Here is an 18,890-nt window from a genome sequence, read left to right on the forward strand (position 1 = left end):
ACGACATCCACACGACCAACGAGGGACAGACACACCATGCAGTTCGACGCCGCCGTGCGCGCGACAGAGTTCGACGCGTTCTATACCTTCAATCCCGCCCGCCTCGCCCACGCGACAAGGGCCTTCGTCGAGGGCTTTCCGGGCAGCGTGCTGTATGCGGTGAAGGCCAATCCATTGCCCCAGGTGATCTCGACCGTGCGCGCTGCAGGTGTCGCGGGCTTCGACGTGGCCTCGATCGGCGAAGCTCTTCTCGTACAGGCCGAGGCGCCAGGCGCGCGCTGCTGGTTCATGAATCCCGCCAAGTCGCGCCGCGACATCGAACGCGCCTGGAGGGAACTGGGGCTGCGCGACTTCGTGGTCGATTGCGCCGCGGAACTCGAGAAACTGCTGGAGGTTCTGCCGACACAGGAGCCTTCGCTGCGCACCTATGTGCGATTCCATTCGGGCGCGTCGGATGCACTGTACGACCTGAACAGCAAGTTCGGCGCGTCGCACGCAGACACGCTTCGGCTTCTGCAGCGCATCGCGGCACAGACACGGTGGTCATCGGGCATCGCGTTCCACCCGGGCTCGCAGACGATCAGCGTCGAGCCCTACCTCGCCGCACTGCAGACGGCCGCCAGGCTGGTCGAGCAGGCGAATGCCCCCGTGGCCGCACTGGACATCGGCGGCGGCTTTCCGGCGCGCTACGACAACATGCCGATGTCGCCGCCGGCTTCGCTGCTCCAACGGCTGGGCGAGTTCGTTGCCTCGTCTTCGGCACTGAAGCGCGTGGAGCTGTTGTGCGAGCCGGGCCGAGTGCTGGCGTACGACTGCATGTCGCTCTTCGCGCGGGTCATCCTGCGCAAGGACCAGGCGCTCTATTGCGGCGCCGGCATCTTCGGGGGACTGCTGCCGGCGCAGCAGTTCTTCCAGCTGCCCGTGCGGGCATGGCGCGGCAGCGAGCCGATCGATGTGGCGGCCGATGGCCGCAGCGAGTTCGTCGTCTTCGGTCCGACCTGCGACAGCAACGACAGACTCGCGTTTCCGTATGCGCTGCCCGTTCACCTGCGGGAGGGCGACTGGATCGAGTTCCAGCATGTGGGCGCCTATTCGGAGAGCGTGCGCTGCGCGTTCAACGGGTTCTCAGTCGACCACCTGGTGACGGTCGGCGAGCACGAGATGGGCTGATGCGCCATGTCCGGCATCCGGCTCAACATCGAAGCCATCATTCTTCAGAGCTTGGTGGAACTGATCGAGCAGCAGAACGCCGCCAGTCAAGCAGAACTGGATGCGCCCCGGGTGCACATCGCCGCCACATCCGAAGACCTGGTGCACGCAGCCCAGGTGATGGCGCAGGCATTCGTGAGAAACCGCGACAAGGCCTGGATCGCATGGCTGCGGCCCGCTGACGTCAAGCGCATCCGAGCGGGCGACTTCGTCGATGCCGAGCGGAAGATCGCCCGGGTCATCCACTACCTTCTGCAGGCGGCGTTGCGCACGGGCGGCGTGGTGGTGCTGGAGACCGCGCGCGAAGAGCCGCAAGGCGCCCGCACGGTCCGCGGTGCGGCGCTCAGGACGCTGCCAAGCGCCATCCCGTCGAGACCGGGGCTCTTTCACGAGCTGACGGTTGGCGCCCCTGCCGCCTTGCGTGCCTATGGCTTGCGCCGGACCCTGGCGGCCCAGAGCGCTTCGGCCGCCCTGCAGCGCGCGACCCATGCGATGCGCGTGCGCGAAGGCGTCCCCGAGCGGTGCATCTACGGCGGCATGGTCTGTGTCCACCCGGTGCACGAGCAGAAACGCGTGGCCTCGCGAATGTCGCGGCCGTTCCAGCGGCTGGCCGACATTCATGGGCTCTCCTACCTGCTCCAGAGCAGCAACCCGGATCGCAACGACACCCGCGTATTCAAGGGCTTCGGGTTCAGGCACACGGGTGAGTTCGTCTACGGGGCCTCGAAGCTCAACAGCGTCGGGCCCTACACCGTCAAGCTGATGATCAGAAGTCCGGCGCCTGTGCTGCCTGAGTGATGGCCTGTGCCTGTCGGGAGCATCCTGCATGCGCTCACTCTGAGCGCTACGCGGCCCGATCGAATCACATCGGGGCTCAGCCGCTGCCATATCGGGAGCGGTGAGTTCATCAAAAAGAAACTAACGGGAAGCCGATTCATATCACGCCCTTTTCTGGTAAGTAATGCTGTTCTACAGATGCATCAAGCTCGAGAACTCTCTGATGCTCTCGCATCCCGTTAGTATGTTTATATTTTGGCGTCATGGCCGCTGAATTGTCCCTTCCTCTTTTCGATGAGTTGCCTCCCGCAGCGCATGCGACCGCCTTCGGGCAGGCTTTCGAGGCTTGGCTGGCCGATCAGCGCGGTGCGGGCTTGCTGCGCCGGGACGGCTCGGCATCGGTCTACAAAGACATGTGGGAGGCCTTCGCAACATGGTGTCTGGGGCAGTCGCCTGCGGTGACCTTGCCTTCGCTGGCGCTGACCGATCTGCAGGCATTCCAGGCTGCGCGATTCGGCCGCAAGACCTCGGACCTGTCGCTCACGCCCCGCTACGCGTTGCGCCTGATGCGACTGATCGATCGGGTGTTGCGCCATCACGCAGCCCAGACCGATGCCGTGGTCAACACGGCTGCCGCGGACTGGATCCAGGCAAACCCCGAGGTCCGCTATGCCGACGCCGCGCATGCCGATCCCCTGCCGGAATACCTCCCGGTGAGCGAAGCCAGGCAGCTCATTGCCTTTCTCTCGGCCGCTCGGCCGCGGCCCGGAGTGCCGCGGAACGCCCACGCAGGGCTGACTTGGCAGGAAGTGCGCAATCGGGCCTCGGTGGCCTTGCAACTCGGGGCCGGGCTCACGCCGGGGGATGTGCGGGCGCTGACGCTGGATTCGCCTGTCGCGCAAGGCGGCCGTGTGCGCGAGCGGCCCTGGAAGCTTCATGTGCCTGGGGACGGCAATTCGCCGGCAAGGGAGACCCCCATGGCACCTTGGGCCGCGGAATTGCTGCAGCACTGGCTGGCCGTGCGAACCGAAGCGGGCATCGTTGGCACTTACCTGTTTCCCTCCACACGTACCGGCAAGCAATGGCAAAAGCCGTCCCAATACGAGTGCGCGAAACGCGTTCTCGAGGAAGCCGGCATGGACTCGCGCGAGGGCGGTTCATTCCGCCTGCGGCACACCTTTGCGCTCAGGCAACTGCGTCGAGGCACATCGCCCGAGCAGGTGGCACGGTGGCTGGGCATCGAGCCGGCGAAGATGAAGCGCTACGAGCGGGTGTTGCCGGACGTGGTGGAAGTCGTCTGAGGAGTCCCCCGCTCTCGGCGGCCTCCTCGCTCGCCTCGTCAGGCCTGCCGAGGCAGGGCGAGCGAACATCCGTGGTGAAGAGTGCGAGACGAAACACCGCCTGAACACCGCTCGGCTTGTCGGGCGCGCCCATCTCGACCAAGCCTCTCACCGCCTACCTGCTCCATCCCGATCACACGGGGCATCACGATCGACGGCACCGAGCGAATGCCACGCGCCCCACACGACCCCGGCCTCAGGCACTCCCAACGTGCCCTGCATGCCGCCCGCCCAGGCAAGCAGGCAGGCAGGCAACTAGCACATCGTGCAGTGGCGCCGTCGGTCCGATTCCCCAACGATGCAGACCTCTGCCATGAGCCAAGGAGCCTCCCATGCGCACCCTCCTGATCGACAACTACGACTCATTCACCTACAACCTGTACCAGTATCTGGCCGCCTGCAATGCCGAGCCGCCGATCGTCCTGCGCAACAACGAGATGAGCTGGGACGAGGTCGAACGCCTGCCCTTCGACAACATCGTGATCTCGCCAGGCCCCGGACGTCCGCAGCGCCCCCAGGATCTGGGCATCTCGGCGGACGCGCTGCAGCGCTCTCGCAAGCCCGTGCTGGGCGTCTGCCTGGGCCACCAGGCGATCGCTCACCACTGCGGCGCGCGGGTCGACCTGGCGGTGCGGCCGATGCACGGGCGTCTGGACCGCATCTCGCACACGCAGTGCGACCTTTTCACCGGCATTCCGGATCGCTTCGAAGCGGTGCGCTACCACTCGCTGGCGGTCACTCAGCTTCCTTCATCCCTCGAGCCGCTTGCCTGGACGTCCGACGGGACGCTGATGGCGTTGCGCCACGTCTCGCGCCCCTGGTGGGGCGTGCAGTTCCACCCGGAGTCAATCTGCACGGAATTCGGCGCACGGCTGCTACGCAATTTCAGGGAACTGACCGAGGCATGGCACGCACAGGCACCGCAGCGCGAGGCCCGTGATCACCTCGGGCCCGCGCTGCGGTTCGAAGGACCGCGGGCGCTGTCGCTGCATGCCGAGTGCATCGACACCGAGGCCGATGCCGAGACGGTGTTCGTGCGCACTTTCGCGCACGGCGACTGCGCCTTCTGGCTGGACAGCAGTCTCGCCGAGGCTGGGCGGGCACGCTTTTCCTTCATGGGAGATGCGAGCGGGCCGCGGACCCGAGTGCTGACCTATCGCACGGCACCGCGCGAGCTGTTGGTGCGCCGGGGCGACACCGTCCAGGTGCGCGACGAAAGCATCTTCGACTACCTGCGCGACCACATTCCCGGTCTGCCACCCTCAGGCCCGAGTCTCCCTTTCGACTTCGCGAGTGGCTTCGTAGGCTATTTCGGCTACGAGCTCAAGCGGGAACTGGACGGGTCGCGCATGCACGACGCCGATACCCCGGACGCGATGTGGATCCTCGCTGACCGATTCCTCGCCTTCGACCATGCCGAGCGGCAGGTCTGGATCGTCTGTCTGGATGAGACCGTCCCGGGTGATGAGAATCGCCGCTGGATGCAAGCCATGCGCGAAGGCCTGAATGGCGCGCAGAAGCTCGCAGCAGACACCAGCGGCGACGCCGCCCGTGATCTGCATTCACTGGGATGGCGGGTGGACCTGGGCACCTACCGCGATCTCATCCTTCGCTGCCAGCACGAGATTCTGCAAGGCGAGACCTACGAGGTCTGCCTCACGAACCAACTGGTGGGCGAGGGACGCATCAGTCCGCTGGAGATATACCGGGTTCTGCGCAGGCACAACCCAGCACCCTATTCGGCCTACCTGCGCGTGGGCGGCTATGCCGTGCTGTGCGCATCGCCCGAGCTCTTCCTGCACATCTCTGGCACCAGGGATGTGGAGTCCAAGCCCATCAAGGGCACCGCGGCGCGCGGTGCAACGCCGGCAGAAGACCTTGCGATCGCCGACGCGATGGTCGCCGACGAGAAGACGCGCGCGGAAAACCTGATGATCGTCGACCTGCTGCGCAATGACCTCAACCGGGTGTGCGAGATCGACAGCGTCCATGTGCCCAGCCTGTTCGCGGTGGAGACCTACGCCACCGTGCATCAGCTGGTCAGCACCATCCGAGGCCGGCTGCGCTCCGACATCGGCGCCGTGGACTGCGTGCGCGCTGCCTTCCCGGGGGGCTCCATGACCGGCGCGCCCAAGGTACGCACGATGAAGATCCTCGATGAACTCGAAGGGGCCGCCCGCGGCATCTACTCGGGCAGCATCGGCTATCTTTCGCTCGACGGCGCAGCCCAGCTCAACATCGTGATCCGTACCCTGGTGGCGGCCAACGGCCGGATCTCCATCGGCGCTGGCGGCGCCATCGTCGCCATGTCCGACCCGGATGCCGAAGTCGAGGAGATCGTGCTCAAGGCCCAAGCCCTGTGGGATGTGCTGAGGCATTGCGGTGCGCCGCTTGGGCCGCGACCGGGGACGGTGGCGAATACGGAATCGGCGGCCGATGCCGTCACGTGGCCCGCGTCACGGGAGTCATCCGCCTCCACGGTCCCGCAGAACCCAGCGTCGGCAACGCCCTCCTCCAGCGATGGCTAGTGCGCAGGCCAATCGCCGAGGGATCGCCCTTATGCTGGTGGCCATGGGCTGCTATGTGCTCAACGATACCTTCGTCAAGCTGACGGCCCCGAGCCTGCCCCCCGGGCAGATCCTCGCCGTGCGCGGTGCCTTTGCCAGTGCCCTCGTCCTAGCTATCGCCTGGCGGGCTCAGGTGGGCTGGCGCGCCGCGCTGCGTCCCCTCATCGGGGTGCGTTGCGGACTCGAGATCACGACCGCCCTTGCCTCCGTGGTTGCTCTGTCGCTCGCGCCCCTGGCCACGGTCAGCACGCTCATGATGACCGCGCCGCTCATGATTGCCGTCACCGCGATGGCGCTACGCTGGGAGCACTGGCGCGGCAGCCGTCTGCTCGCGATCGCGGCCGGCTTCGCTGGAGTCTTGCTGGTGATCCAGCCATCTGCACGCGCCGATGTCTCTGCGACTGGACATGCATGTGCGCTACTGTGCGCTGCCTCACTGGCCGCCCGTGATCTGGTGACGCGGCACATCCCCGTCGCGATCCCGTCGGCGACCATCGCCGTCGCAACCACGCTTGCCGTGTGCCTGGCCGGACTGTTGCTGGGGCTCGTGGAGAACTGGGCGCCGCTCTCGCAGCGTGAACTCACCGCGCTGGCCGCCGCCGCGGGCTGCGCAGCGCTGGGCAACTACGCACTCATCGCCGCCTGCCGCGGCGTTGATCTCTCTGTCGTCACGCCCTTTCGCTACAGCCTCATCGTCTGGGCCATGCTGCTGGGATACGCGATCTGGGGCGACATACCGCCTCCCCACGCCGCGCTCGGCGTGGTCCTGATCATCGCAGCGGGTGCCTTCAACATCTGGGCGGCGCGGCGCCCGTGAACAAGCACCCTCCAGCGTCGCACCCAATACCCATCACCTTGCACGGCGGAGTCCACCTCTAGGCCGGCGGGACGCCCGCAACCGGCATGTGTTGATCGCCCTCCAGGGTGTCTCGAGTGCGGCGATGTCATAGGCTGGCTCGGCGAATGAAGACTTGATGCACACGTTGAACATTCCCAGTCCGAGCACAGATGCAATCGAACCGAGCCGGCTTCGAGATCATTCGTTCAGCATGGCAAGTACAATGCGTCCTTAGGACGCATTGTACTTGCCATGCCTTCACAGCCATCTCTTTGAGATCTCAGCTTTACCACGGAATCGTATTTGGCACAGTTGAAAATTCCATCAAATATCTGTAAACTGCGTCCTCAGGACGCAGTTTACAGATATTTGAGATCAATATACCAAACACAGACACCCTCTTTTCTCCCCAATCCCTTCGACTCAGGCTGCCCAAATGCCAATGACATCCACTGTGCATCAGGATCTCGTCTCCTCCGTGGCGGACGCCCTCGCACTGATCAAGGAGCCGGCTGTCTCTTCGTATGAACTCGGCAAGCTGGTTTTCTCCCACCTGCCTCGATCATCCCGGCCGGCACAGTCCAGAGCAATGTACGAGCAGGTGCTGACGGCTCTGAAGGGCGTACGCCTCCTCACACCCATCCCCACATCGGCGCAGGAAACCGCTTACCTCCTGTTCGGAAGCACCAGGGCCACGCCTGATGAGATCATGTGCAGCCTGGATCCATTCGCTTACGTCTCCCATCTGAGTGCCATGGAATACCATGGCCTGACCGATCGCTTCTCAAAGATTGTCTACATGACAACACCACCAGTGACAGCCTGGCGCAGGCAAGCACAGGCTCGCATGGCAAGGGACCTGGATGACAGGCTCGAGGACTACAAGAGCTCCGGCCTGCCGCGGCTTACCCGCCCTCACATCAACAACATCGGGCATACGAATATCGAGTTTCACGAAAGATCGCAGTTTGGTGCATTCAGGAATGTCGCCGAATCACCCCTACGCGTGGCGACGCTCGGACGCGTCTTTCTGGACATGCTGAGAGAGCCGAAGCTCTGTGGAGGCATCCAGCACGTTCTCGATGTCTACCGGAAAGAAGCAAAGCGATATCTCAAACTGATCGTGGACGAAACAGACAGGCATGGCCAGCCTATCGACAAGGTTCGGGCAGGTTTCGTGATCACTGAGGTCTGTCGGCTCGACTCGCCAGTCATCGATGAGTGGCAAAAGTTTGCGCAACGCGGCGGCTCCCGGAAACTTGACGCTGAAAACGAATACGCCCCCGTCTATTCCGAACGATGGCAGTTGTCCATCAACGTCCCATCGCTAGCCCTCGCGGCCTCCTACGACCACTCCAACGGAAATGCTTGAAGAAATCGATCTCCCGCAGTGGGTGTCACAGGCTCCCGCCGACAAACGCAATTTCAGGGAAGCGGTGCACATCATCCTGACCGCGATTGGTACATCGACTGCCCTGCGCTCCAAGATGATCATGAAGGGTGGCCTGCTGATGGCCATTCGCTACGACAGCGGGCGGTTCACCAAGGACGTGGATTTTTCCACGCGCGAAAAATATGCTGCGGGCATGGAGCAAGAGCTGATCGACGAACTCGACCAACAGCTTGAAGTGGCCAATGACGCTCTTTCCTATGACACGATGTGTCGTCACCAACGCGCCGAAATCCGTCCAGCCCGTCCCGACGCGCAATTTCCCACACTGGCCCTCAACATTGGTTATGCACCCAGGAGCAAGCGCAACGAGTTGGACAGGCTGCTGAACAGACAGGCTCCCACAATCGTAGAGATCGACTACAGCTACAACGAGGCAGTCTACGACGTGGAGATTCTCGAACTCGGTGATGGCGACCAGTTGCGGGTCTACAGTTTCCTCAACCTGATGGCAGAAAAATTGCGCTCTCTGCTCCAGCAGCCGATCCGCAGACGCAACCGACGCCAGGATGTCTACGACCTGCACCTGTTGGTTACTCAAAGCAAACCCCTGAGCGACCAAGAACGCGCTTCTCTTCTCATCCTGCTCCAGGCATCCTGCAGAGCGAGAGAAATAGAACCCGGCATCGACTCTCTCGCCGATCCGAAAGTCAGGGAAATGGCCAGACAAGGATACGAGGAACTATCCCCCGAGATCGAGGGAGCGCTGCCCCCATTCGATGAGGCTTACGCCACAGTCCAGGCCTTCTACGCTGCGCTGCCGTGGAACGCGATGCAAGAGTCCGTGCCACCATCGCAAGCACCGCGATAGAAGCAGCGCAGATGCACTGGGCGCGCAGGCCGGCCCAACTCCGGCCATGAAACGCGTACCCTGCCCCTTCATCGCGCCGGGCTCATGCACGAGCATCTGTCTAGCGACGGCAGAGTCGCCTTGACTGCCGCGCACAAGCTGCACATCGGCCGCCCGCCCTATCAACTCTGACAGTGTCCCTCGCGTCTGTCATCAGGCTGTAATGCGACCTCATGTAGCAAGAGGTGACGTCATGGAGATCATCGCGGGAACAGTCGATTCATTCTCCGCAGGGGTACTGTTCGACATGGCGCGCTACCGGCACCAGGTTTTCGTCGAGAAGCTGGGCTGGAAGCTGCAAACGCGCGGGCGGTTCGAGCTCGACGAGTTCGACCGGAAGGACACTATCTATCTGATCGCGCGCAATCCGGAGGGCGAGATCGTGGGGACCAGCCGCTTGTTGCCGACGCACCGGCCTTACCTGCTGGCCTCGGTCTTTCCGCAACTGCTCGGCAGCATTCCTGCACCGTGCTCGCCGCAGATCTGGGAGCTGTCACGGTTCGCCGCCGTCGACGGTGTTCGTCTCAGCCCCGGCGATGACCTGTGCGGATCGTCGCTCGCGCTGGACATGCTGGGTGCTGCGATGCAGGCGGTCGCGAAAGAGGGCGGGCAGCGACTGATCTCCGCCTCGCCCCTGGGCGTCGAGCGCATCCTGCGCCGTGCAGGCGTGCATGCGCACCGGGCGGCACCGCCGGTGCTGATCGAGGGCCAGTATCTGTTTGCCTGCTACATCGACGTGGACAAAGGCTGGCGCCCGCGCCAGGACCGCTGCGGCAATGAGACCCGATGAACACATGCGCAGCCCCGATGCCGGCTGCAGCCATTGGGTCAGTTCAGAACCCCGAGGCGCGAAGAGCGCGCCACGGCCGAGTTCTTGTTGTTGGCACGCAATCTGGCGATCGCATTCCTGATGTGGAAGTTGACGGTCGGCTTCGAGATGCCGAGGATGTGCGCGATCTCGTCGCTCGTCTTGCCGTCGGCAGTCCAGCGCAACACTTCAACCTGCCGGCTCGTCAGCGGCTCGAGGCCTGCCAGTGGACTCTCCCCGAGGCAATGGGCGAGCGCCTGGTGAGCCGTGTTCACCAGCCATTGGAGCAGTGGATCCTTGGCGCGCATCTCTGTCGCGGTGAGCGGCTCACTCGATCTGGCAAGCGACAGCATGCCCACGCGGGCGTCGGCCTCGAAGACCGATTGCGCCCAGCCGACACGCAGACCGAAGGAGCGCGCTTCATCCCACATGCGCGGCGTGTCCCGGAAAACCTCGTTGCTCCAGACCACCGGCGTCCGACTGCGCACTCCATGGGCAACGGTGGGGTCGACCTGGAGGTATCCCGCATCCAGATACCGGTGATTCCAGCGCTCGTCGTAGGTGCTGAGCATCAAGGTCCGGGGGCGGGTGAACGGCACGAAGATGCGCAACCCGTAGGCGCAGTGCTCGAAGCCGAGGTGTCTGGCTGCCACGCTGATCTGCTCGAGCACCTGGGATGGCTCGCTCGCCTCGGTCAATCGGCCGAGAACATCCTGTGTCCAATCGTTCATGGGTGTTCTTTCTGGAGCGCCGGCCCCCCCCGCGTTCGTCGCAAGCGCAGTCGACGCCGCTTCTGCGGCAGCCTGGCGGGCACCATGGCTGTCCGAGGGCTTGAGCCCGGGAACCAACCGACCCTCGCGCCAGTCTGTCCCGTGCACATGGCGCTCGGTTCAGCACGTCATGGAGGCGGGGCTTGACAGTCTAGAAGCGCGACGCCCATCCATGAAAGCAAATTGACCACCATTTCTGCCAATCGCGCGAGCTCCGGCCCGGCGAGCACTGGCAACGCACTGCGCAGGTTCGGGAGGGTGCAGATTGATCCCCAATGTGGATACGGTAGCCCCTAAACGATGCACAAGATCTGGTTTCTGCTGCTTCCCGGGTTCCTTCTCGCCGACGTGATCGGCATGATCGCGGTCTTCAATGCCGCCAATGCCCTGCGCAGGACGCGGAGCAATGTCGCCGCTTATGCCATTCGACTGGCCTCCATCGCGGGTGGGCCCGTCTCCAGCTCCAGCGGTATTGCGTTGCCCGCCAGCGCACTGCCGCGCCAGCTCACGGGTCGCGCGAACACGCTCGTCATTGCCGGAGTGCCCGACTCGGCTTCGCCCCGGAACGGACCGACCAGCGTCCAGCGCCTGTGTGAATGGCTCTCCAACGGCCGAAGGCATCTGAGGCGCTGCGCCTTGCTGGGGACCAGGACCCTGTTGCCGCTGGTGCCGAGCATCCGCGGCGCACGACGACCAGAGCGCCCGATGCCGTCGAATCCGCCACGTGCGCGCAAGGAAAGATCTGACCCGTTCACCGTCCGCATGACCACACGCGGCTGGCGGGTCGTCGAACCGGATCAGGGCGTGGACTTGGCACTGTCGTGGGTCGAGCAGGACAAGGGGCCATGGTTTGCCGACTCGCTCGCCTCACGTCTGCCAGAGCCGCGCAGCCGACGCTACGGCGTGAAGCGCCATCGCGGTGCCCCGATCGAGAAACCCGTGCTCGATGCGCGCATCGCCGCATTGCATCTGTGGATCTCGGCACACCTGCGCGAGAAGCTCAGTGTCGCCATGCTGGCACAACAGGTTCACATGTCGGCGCGCTCTTTCGTGCGCTTCTACAAGCGCACGACGGGTCTCACGCCGGGGCGCGGTGTGCAACAGATTCGCCTCGAGATGGCCTGCCGCCTGATCGAAACGAGTACACGCCCTCTCAAGGCCGTCGCCGCGCAATGCGGCTACGGATCCCAGGAGGTGATGCGCCGGGTCTTTCTGCGCAGCCTGAAGATGACACCGCTCGAATACAAACGCCGCCACATGGTGGCGAGCTGTACGCACCCGGCATAGCCTTATGCTTGCCGCGGGAACGCCGAGTATGAATGAGCAGCTCCATCGCTCGCACCTTCCCACTCGACTCGAAAAGAGAAGCTTGGCACTCCGGGCGGTAAGGCCGGGCAACATGACTTGCTGACCACATGCGCGCACGTTCTGATCCCCCAGAACGCATGCGTCCCTATTCCTCCGTGGCCCAGCACACCGGCCGCAAGTCCGCCAGCGGCAGCAAGGCGCACGTCCCATCGCCGAACCGGACCTCGCCGACATTGCTGTCCTGTGCCTTGATGCGCAATGCCCCGCGCCGCCCGCCATGCTCCACCACCAGCACCGTGCGCCCGCTGCTGGCCACCCTGCCCACCCTGCAGCCGCTCGTTGCCGTCTCCGGAGGTCCGCCGGACTCGCGAGGTCGCAGACACCCCGGCGCTTCATCAGGACGGGCACGACCGATCGGGCCACCTCGCGCCAGCAGTTCCTGAATTTCATGCGGCCGATCGCGCGCAACCGCCACCAGTTGGTACAGCGTCCGGATATCACCGCCGAGCCGTCCCTGATCCACCGCTCTTCGCAATTCCTCAGGCGCTTCGTTCAGCTTGGCAGCTTCCGTGATGAAGGAGCGCGGCTTGCCCAACCGGCGCGCGATCTCGGCGCGCGAGTGCCCTTCCCTCTCCCGCTCGGCGATGAACGTGGCCAGATCGAGCGGCGACATGTCCTCGCGATGCAGGTTCTCCACGGCCTGCGCGAACGGGTCGACCCGTTCATCCACAAAGGCTGCAATGGCGGCGAGTCCGGCCCGACGCGCCGCGCGCACCCGGCGCTCGCCTCGGTTGACGATGTACCGGTCCGGCTGCTCGGAATGGGATCGCAGGGATACCGGCTCCAGCACGCCATGCTGGCGGATCGATTCGGCAAGTTCCTCGATGCCGGTGCCCTGGATACGCCGGCGCGGCTGGGCAGGATCGAAGTCGATGCGATCCAGCGCCACCTGCATGGGCATGCCCGGGGCAAGGCAGCCCGCATCACCCCCCAGCAGGTCGACCGCCCTGAATTGCGACAGCCCGCTCAGATCCAGGCCGTCGTGCTCTCTCATGCCCTCGCCTCACCCATTCGCGCCGTCTCGCCCGAACCGGCGATGCGCTGCTGGAGCAGCTCGAACACCTGCATCACCTCGAGACTCGCCTCCCGTGCGGCACTCTTCGGCAGTTTCCACACCGGAACACCTTCGGCCAGCGCTTCGGGAATCGCCGAACGGATCGAGATCCGCGCCGGGATCACGAACTCCCGGAAGTTCTTGGCCAGCTCCTGCATCGCGGCCTTCTGCCGCAACGACCGCGGATTGAACCGGTTCAGCACGATGCCGGCCAGCCGCAACTGCGGGTTGTAGCGCTGTCTGACACCGAAGACGGTCTTGAGCATGTCCGTGACACCGTCGATGCTGTACTCCTCCAGCTCGATCGGACAGACCACGGCGGTGGCAGCGATCAGCGCCGCGCTCATTCGCAAGCCCAGCGCCGGCGGCGTATCGATCACGATCGTGTCGAAATCCTGCGCCAGCCGCATCACGCTTCTGCGGAATGCGGGAATCACCACTTCCGGCTTCGCGAGCTCAATGTCGGCCACGCTCCTGCTGCTCGCCACGAGCGCAATGCCCTGCTTGCACGGCAACGGGATCGGTGGCGCGGTCTGGCCGAAGAGCGCGGACGCGTCGATGTCTGTCGCGAACCGGCGCAACGACTTCGAACTGTTGGCCTGCGTATCGAGGTCGATCACGCACACGGACTGGCGCTGCATGTCGGCCAGCCAGCATGCGTACAGCACCGCCAGGGTGGACTTCCCAACCCCGCCTTTCTGATTGCCAAAGACGACCACGTTGTCCATGACTTGCTCCTCGCGCCTCGTCGGCCGTCGCGCCAAAGGCTGCGCTGCGCGTGTGTTTCGCGGAAAGACAGCGAGAGGCCTTCCCGGCCCCCGAAGTCAGGATTTAGCCCCTCGGGTCTTTCCAGCTCCACTGTCATAAGTGACAGTCGACACGCATACGGCGATGGGTGAACAGTGCACCCTATGCAAGCAAAGGATGTTCTCTGCGGCGAAGCGATCGGCGAGGTCGGACAAGCAGCCTTGCTTTGTCTGTTCGTTTTCGTCTGCGTGATGGCCGACGCGAGCGCCCCGCCCCTGCAAGCCTCGCCGGCCCCATCGCACGCCGTCGCTGCGTCAGAGCAGTCTGCTCGCGACAACGAACGCATGGAGATCCTCCGCCAGGAGTTGAAGAAATCCGAAGAGCAGATGGAAGGCCTCGTGCGTCGCAGGGCCGAGCGCATTGCCGCATCCGACATGCAAGCGGCGAACGAGGCCGAGGAGCAGCACGCCCGCGTGCTCCGCGATATCGCGGCCATCAAACGAGAGATGGCCTCGACCTCCCTCGGCACTGGAAGGGCTGCTGCGCTCAGACCCGTTGCCGGCCGCCCGGCCGAGAGCAGCCCCAGCGCGAGCAAGGGTACGGCGCCGATGCCCTGGTGGGATGTCTACGGCAGCGGCAGGCGTACCGGACTGCCCGCCTCGCATCCTCTTGCGTCCACCCCAGAGCAAGGCGTCCGCAGCACTCCCCGCTCGCCCACTGGAGTAGTGCCATGACCGCATGCTCGATCCGCAGCGCCGCATTGCCACTGCTTCTCACGGAAGTCCGCAGCGACTCCGTGCCAGTATCTCGTTGCCCTTGCGTTGAATCGGTCCGGCTGCACGCCGATGCATTCGACGTTCGAGGCGCTCGTCACGCGCCGCACCCCGATCCGGGCAAGACAGCCCGACCGTCCAGAGCTCCCATCTGGAACGTGAATGAAGTCCGCAACAGAGCAAGAGGACTTGCACCACTGCTCATCGCGGTGCTTGCTGCGGTCCTTCCTGAGGTCGCCATGGCTGGAAGCCCGTTCGCTACCGGCGCGAACGCCACCCAGCAGCAACTCGTCGCCATCCTGACGCCGCTGGCAGCGGTCGCGGTGATGGTCTCCGGCGCCATGGCCTGGTTCGGGCGCCTGAGCTGGTGGTGGATGGTCGCCGTGGTGATCGGGACCGTACTGGTCTTCGGCGGGCCGCAGATCGTGTCCTGGATCCGGGGCCTGTTCGGGGTCTGAGAAGAGCACGTCATGAACCGCAACCAGGGCATCGTTGCCGACCCCCTGTTCGTAGGCATGACGCGGCCCTCTATGGTCTGGGGTGTCACCTACGCAGCCATGATGTTCAACATCGTCGTCACGACCGAGTCGTTCATCGTGACGAAGAACCTCGCCTGGCTGCTGGCCTTCGTACCGGTCCACGGGGTGCTCTACCTGGTGTGCCTGTACGAGCCGCGCTTCTTCGACCTTCTGCAGCTGTGGGGCCGCACGCGCCTGCCGGCCGTGCTCGGCGGCAACCAGCGGTTCTGGCGCGCCAACTCGTACAGCCCGCTGGCGCTGGACATGCCCGGCCTGCGAGGGCGTCGCCGCATGCGGGCGGTGCCGGCGGTGGTGGTCTGAGATCGGACGGCTTCATGCAACTGCTCTCCCGCTCCGAGAAGACGCTGCGCCGCGAGGTCGGCGCCGCAGCCATGATCCCGCTTGCGGCTCATGTCGACGAGCATGTGGCCCGCACGCGCGCAGGCGACTACGTCCAGACCCTGCGCCTGGGCGGTGCGAGCTTCGAGAGCGCAGACGACGAGGACATCAACAGCTGGCACGAGCGCCTCAACGTGCTGTTGCGCAACATCGCCTCGCCCAACCTGGCCCTGTGGACCCACGTGATCCGGCGCCGCGAGACCGGCTACCTGGCCGGGCGAACGGTCCCCGGCTTCGCCGAGGAAGTCGAGCAGCGCTATCGCCGGAAGATGGCCGGCGAGCGGCTGATGGTCAACGAGCTGTACCTGTCGCTCGTCTTTCGTCCGCAGGCCACCAGGATCGGCAACGCCGCACTGCACCTGCTCAAGCGCACGGATCCCGAAGGCGCGCAGGTCGAGCTGCGCGACTCCCTGGATGCCTGCACCAAGCTGCGCCAGGAGTTGCTTGCCGCCCTGGAGCGCTACGACCCGGCCGCGCTGGGCATCTACCAGCCGGAGGGAAGGGACGTGCTCTTCTCCTCGCTTGTGGAATTCCATGGCCTGCTGGTCAACGGGGAGTGGCAGCGCATGCCCCTGCCACGCTCGCCTCTGAACGAGGTCCTGGCCACCACTCGACCCTTCTTCGGCAGCGAGGCCATGGAATACCGCGCGGGGACCCAGACACGGATCGGCGCCTTCCTGGGGATCAAGGAATATCCGACGCCCACGGCACCGGGCATGTTCAGCGCCTTGCTGACTGCACCCTTCCCCTTCGTGCTCACCCAGAGCTTCACCTTCCTGGCCAAGGGCACCGCCACCGACATGATGAGTCGCCAGCACCACCGGATGGCGGCCGCGGGAGACCTGGCGGTCTCGCAGGCCGAAGAGCTCAAGGACGCGCTGGACGACCTGATGAGCAACCGGTTCGTGGTGGGCGACCACCACTTCAGCCTCCACGTGCTGGCCGACACCTACGACGGTGTCAGCGAGGCCGAGGGCCGGCCCCGCCTGAAGCAGCTCAACGACAACGTGGCGCGCGCCCGATACCTGCTGGGCGACACCGGGATGGTGGTGGCCCGGGAGGATCTCGCGCTGGAGGCTGCGTTCTGGGCGCAACTGCCTGGGAATTTCGGCTACCGCAACAGAAAAGCCCCCATCACCAGTCGCAACTTCGCGGCCATGTCACCGTTTCACAATTTCCCGACCGGCCGGGCGACAGGCAACTACTGGGGCAACGCGCTGACCATGTTCACGACGCGCGCCGGCTCGCCCTACTACTTCTCGCTGCATGCGAGCGACCCGCGCAGCCCGGATGGCGGCAGCCGGCGAGACGTGGGGCATATCACCGGCGTCGGGCCGCTCGGTACCGGAAAGACCACCCTGTTGGGCTTTTGCATGGTGGCGATCTGCAATCGCCTCGACGCCACCCAAGTCATCTTCGACAAGGACGAAGGGCTGCACATCCTGGTGCGCGCGCTGGACGGCCGGTACCTCTCCCTCAAGAACGGAACGCCGACCGGCTGCAATCCCCTGCAGCTCGACGACGCGATCCCCGACAACATCGAATTCATGCGGCACTGGCTCAGACGCCTCGTGATGCGCTCGCCGAACGATACCCTGACCGTCCGTCAGGAAGACGATCTCGACCAGGCACTGCGCGGCACCCTGAAACTCGATCCACCGTACAGGCGCCTGTCGCGACTGGTCGCCTTCCTCGACATCACGGACCCGGAGGGGATGCACGCGCGCCTTCGCAAATGGTGCGCTTCGGAGCATGGGGGCTACGCCTGGGTCTTCGACAACGATCAGGACGACGTGGCGTCCCTGCTCACCCGCCACTCTCTGATCGGCTTCGATGTGACCGACTTCCTGGACAACGAGGTAGTCCGGGCGCCGCTGACCATGTACCTCCTCCATCTGGTCAATCGCATGGTGGACGGTCGTCCACTCGTGTGCTGGATGGACGAGTTCGCCAAGCTCCTGAGCGACCCGGCCTTCACGAAGTTCGCCAAGAACGGGCTGGAGGCCTGGCGAAAGAAGAACGCCAACATCGCCACCTTCACCCAGAGCGCAAGCCATGTGCTCGATTCCAGCATCGCACGGGCGATCATCGAGCAGACGCCAACGAAGATCCTGCTCCCCAACCCGGAAGCGGATTACGACGAATACACCCAGGGCTTCAACCTGACGGACCGGGAGTTCGCGCTCATCAAGCAGGAGCTCGAACCAGGCTCGCGCCAGTTCCTCATCAAGCAGAACCACGTGAGCGTGGTCGCGCAGCTCGATCTCCGCGGTTTCGACGACGCCCTGCATGTCATCTCGGGACGCACCGGCAACGTCCGGCTCATGCGCGAACTCATGGAAAGGCATGGGCCACGGCCCGATCAATGGCTGCCCCCTTTCCGCGCGGCCCTGGCAGCACATCACCGTTCCCGTTCAACCTCGGCTCAGGAGGCCTTCCATGCATAGATACCTTCTCGCCTCCATCCTCGCCGCGGCATCCTTCCTGGCACCGCTGCGCGCACAGGCCGGCATCCCGGTGATCGACGTCACGGCGATCGCCAACCTGATGCAACAGGTCATGTACTGGCAGCAGCAGATCTCCGGGATGCAGAAGCAGTACGACCAACTGAAGGCATCGAAGGACCAGTTGGCCCAGACCCACAGCGCCCTGACAGGCACCCGAGGCATGGAGCAGTTGCTGTCGACCTCGGACCTCGCGCGCAACTACCTGCCTCCCAGCTACGGCGATCTGATGGACACGCTCAACGGCTCATCGGGCAACTATGCCGGGCTGGCCGACCAGGTGCAGTCGATCATGAGAGCCAACAGCGTCCTCTCCGGAACGCAGATGGATGCACTCAGCCCCGAACTGCGCCAGATCGTCGAGCAAGGCCGGCAGTCGGCAGCCATGCTCAACGGCATGACCCAGAGCGCCTACCAGAACACCAGCCAGCGCTTCTCGGCGCTGCAGCAACTGATCAACCGCATCGCCACCGCACAGGACCCCAAAGCGATCCAGGACCTGCAGGCCAGGATCCAGGCCGAGCAGAACATGCTCACCAATGAGCAGACGAAGCTGCAGAGTCTCTATCAAGTTGCCCAATCCGAAGAGCTGATGCGCAAACAACGCGCCCGGGAGCAATCCATATCGGACATCGGCTCCATGAGGTCGCTTCCCAGCGTCAACTACTAGCGCCCGGAATTTGAAATGAAAAAGACAACCTGGGCGCTGTTCGCAAGCATCGTTGTCACTGCGGCGGGCAGTGGTGCGTACTATCTCATCTGGCGCCAGACCGCAGAACAGGCCTCCCCCTTTCCTTCAGATCCAGTGCCGCAATTCGCAGATGGTGGACTGACCCGGCGGAAGCTCGAAGGTATTGGCAGCACGCGAGATCTGAAGCCGACACCCATCCCGCAAAGCAATGCCAGATAGCACTTGCG

18 protein-coding genes are annotated in these 18,890 nt (G+C 64.5%); 15 read left to right on the forward strand and 3 right to left on the reverse strand.

Annotation, left to right across the window (positions count from 1 at the left end; genetic code table 11):
- Positions 1 to 36: 36 nt before the first annotated feature.
- From AC07O3_RS26885 to AC07O3_RS26920, 8 genes are all read left to right on the forward strand, one after another.
- On the forward strand, positions 37 to 1,170 hold the full coding sequence (locus AC07O3_RS26885) for an alanine racemase (RefSeq protein WP_093178898.1): 1,134 nt from the start codon (positions 37 to 39) through the stop codon (positions 1,168 to 1,170).
- Between the two features lie 6 nt (positions 1,171 to 1,176).
- The gene (locus AC07O3_RS26890; RefSeq protein WP_093178899.1) at positions 1,177 to 2,007 is read left to right on the forward strand and encodes a hypothetical protein; all 831 of its coding nucleotides are present in this window, start codon (positions 1,177 to 1,179) and stop codon (positions 2,005 to 2,007) included.
- Positions 2,008 to 2,249: 242 nt separating this feature from the next.
- Positions 2,250 to 3,287 carry a tyrosine-type recombinase/integrase gene (locus AC07O3_RS26895; RefSeq protein ID WP_093178901.1) on the forward strand — a complete coding sequence of 346 codons (1,038 nt, stop codon included), beginning with the start codon at positions 2,250 to 2,252 and terminating at the stop codon, positions 3,285 to 3,287.
- Positions 3,288 to 3,658: 371 nt separating this feature from the next.
- A complete protein-coding gene (pabB, locus tag AC07O3_RS26900) occupies positions 3,659 to 5,854 on the forward strand; it encodes an aminodeoxychorismate synthase component I (RefSeq protein ID WP_495340727.1) in 2,196 nt (731 codons plus the stop codon).
- Entirely contained in the window at positions 5,847 to 6,710 is an 864-nt protein-coding gene (locus tag AC07O3_RS26905; RefSeq protein WP_495340728.1) for a DMT family transporter, read from the forward strand. The genes pabB and AC07O3_RS26905 overlap by 8 nt, the downstream gene beginning before the upstream one ends.
- A 457-nt stretch (positions 6,711 to 7,167) precedes the next feature.
- Positions 7,168 to 8,103, forward strand: coding sequence for a type IV toxin-antitoxin system AbiEi family antitoxin domain-containing protein (locus tag AC07O3_RS26910; RefSeq protein ID WP_093178906.1), 936 nt, complete (start codon positions 7,168 to 7,170; stop codon positions 8,101 to 8,103).
- Positions 8,096 to 8,992: a nucleotidyl transferase AbiEii/AbiGii toxin family protein gene (locus tag AC07O3_RS26915; RefSeq protein ID WP_495340729.1), complete on the forward strand. Its 897-nt coding sequence runs from the start codon at positions 8,096 to 8,098 to the stop codon at positions 8,990 to 8,992. Before AC07O3_RS26910 ends, AC07O3_RS26915 begins: the two co-directional genes overlap by 8 nt.
- 232 nt (positions 8,993 to 9,224) lie before the next feature.
- Positions 9,225 to 9,821 carry an acyl-homoserine-lactone synthase gene (locus AC07O3_RS26920; RefSeq protein WP_093178909.1) on the forward strand — a complete coding sequence of 199 codons (597 nt, stop codon included), beginning with the start codon at positions 9,225 to 9,227 and terminating at the stop codon, positions 9,819 to 9,821.
- 38 nt (positions 9,822 to 9,859) lie between these two features.
- Here the strand turns inward: AC07O3_RS26920 and AC07O3_RS26925 are convergent, their stop codons facing one another.
- Positions 9,860 to 10,570, reverse strand: coding sequence for an autoinducer binding domain-containing protein (locus tag AC07O3_RS26925; RefSeq protein WP_093178910.1), 711 nt, complete (start codon positions 10,568 to 10,570; stop codon positions 9,860 to 9,862).
- A 339-nt stretch (positions 10,571 to 10,909) separates the two neighbouring features.
- Between AC07O3_RS26925 and AC07O3_RS26930 the strand changes: the two genes are divergently transcribed.
- Complete coding sequence (locus AC07O3_RS26930; RefSeq protein WP_495340730.1) at positions 10,910 to 11,896, forward strand: GlxA family transcriptional regulator; 987 nt, start codon at positions 10,910 to 10,912, stop codon at positions 11,894 to 11,896.
- A gap of 166 nt (positions 11,897 to 12,062) precedes the next feature.
- Here the strand turns inward: AC07O3_RS26930 and AC07O3_RS26935 are convergent, their stop codons facing one another.
- Positions 12,063 to 12,971: a ParB/RepB/Spo0J family partition protein gene (locus AC07O3_RS26935; protein ID WP_093178913.1), complete on the reverse strand. Its 909-nt coding sequence runs from the start codon at positions 12,969 to 12,971 to the stop codon at positions 12,063 to 12,065.
- The gene (locus tag AC07O3_RS26940; protein WP_495340731.1) at positions 12,968 to 13,759 is read right to left on the reverse strand and encodes a ParA family protein; all 792 of its coding nucleotides are present in this window, start codon (positions 13,757 to 13,759) and stop codon (positions 12,968 to 12,970) included. The genes AC07O3_RS26935 and AC07O3_RS26940 overlap by 4 nt, the downstream gene beginning before the upstream one ends.
- Before the next feature lie 183 nt (positions 13,760 to 13,942).
- Between AC07O3_RS26940 and AC07O3_RS26945 the strand changes: the two genes are divergently transcribed.
- From AC07O3_RS26945 to AC07O3_RS26970, 6 genes are read left to right on the forward strand one after another with little or no spacing between them, the layout of a single operon-like run.
- Positions 13,943 to 14,512, forward strand: coding sequence for a DUF4200 domain-containing protein (locus AC07O3_RS26945; RefSeq protein ID WP_093178917.1), 570 nt, complete (start codon positions 13,943 to 13,945; stop codon positions 14,510 to 14,512).
- Positions 14,509 to 15,009, forward strand: coding sequence for a TrbC/VirB2 family protein (locus AC07O3_RS26950; protein ID WP_495340732.1), 501 nt, complete (start codon positions 14,509 to 14,511; stop codon positions 15,007 to 15,009). The genes AC07O3_RS26945 and AC07O3_RS26950 overlap by 4 nt, the downstream gene beginning before the upstream one ends.
- A gap of 12 nt (positions 15,010 to 15,021) precedes the next feature.
- A complete protein-coding gene (locus AC07O3_RS26955) occupies positions 15,022 to 15,390 on the forward strand; it encodes a VirB3 family type IV secretion system protein (protein ID WP_093178920.1) in 369 nt (122 codons plus the stop codon).
- A 14-nt stretch (positions 15,391 to 15,404) separates the two neighbouring features.
- Positions 15,405 to 17,915, forward strand: a complete 2,511-nt coding sequence (locus AC07O3_RS26960; protein WP_093178921.1) for a VirB4 family type IV secretion/conjugal transfer ATPase — start codon at positions 15,405 to 15,407, stop codon at positions 17,913 to 17,915.
- The gene (locus AC07O3_RS26965; RefSeq protein WP_093178923.1) at positions 17,908 to 18,642 is read left to right on the forward strand and encodes a TrbJ/VirB5 family protein; all 735 of its coding nucleotides are present in this window, start codon (positions 17,908 to 17,910) and stop codon (positions 18,640 to 18,642) included. The genes AC07O3_RS26960 and AC07O3_RS26965 overlap by 8 nt, the downstream gene beginning before the upstream one ends.
- A 15-nt stretch (positions 18,643 to 18,657) precedes the next feature.
- The gene (locus AC07O3_RS26970) at positions 18,658 to 18,882 is read left to right on the forward strand and encodes a hypothetical protein (protein WP_143047806.1); all 225 of its coding nucleotides are present in this window, start codon (positions 18,658 to 18,660) and stop codon (positions 18,880 to 18,882) included.
- The last annotated feature ends 8 nt before the right edge of the window (positions 18,883 to 18,890 follow it).

It is taken from the genome of Variovorax sp. GW821-FHT09D05, assembly GCF_059416325.1.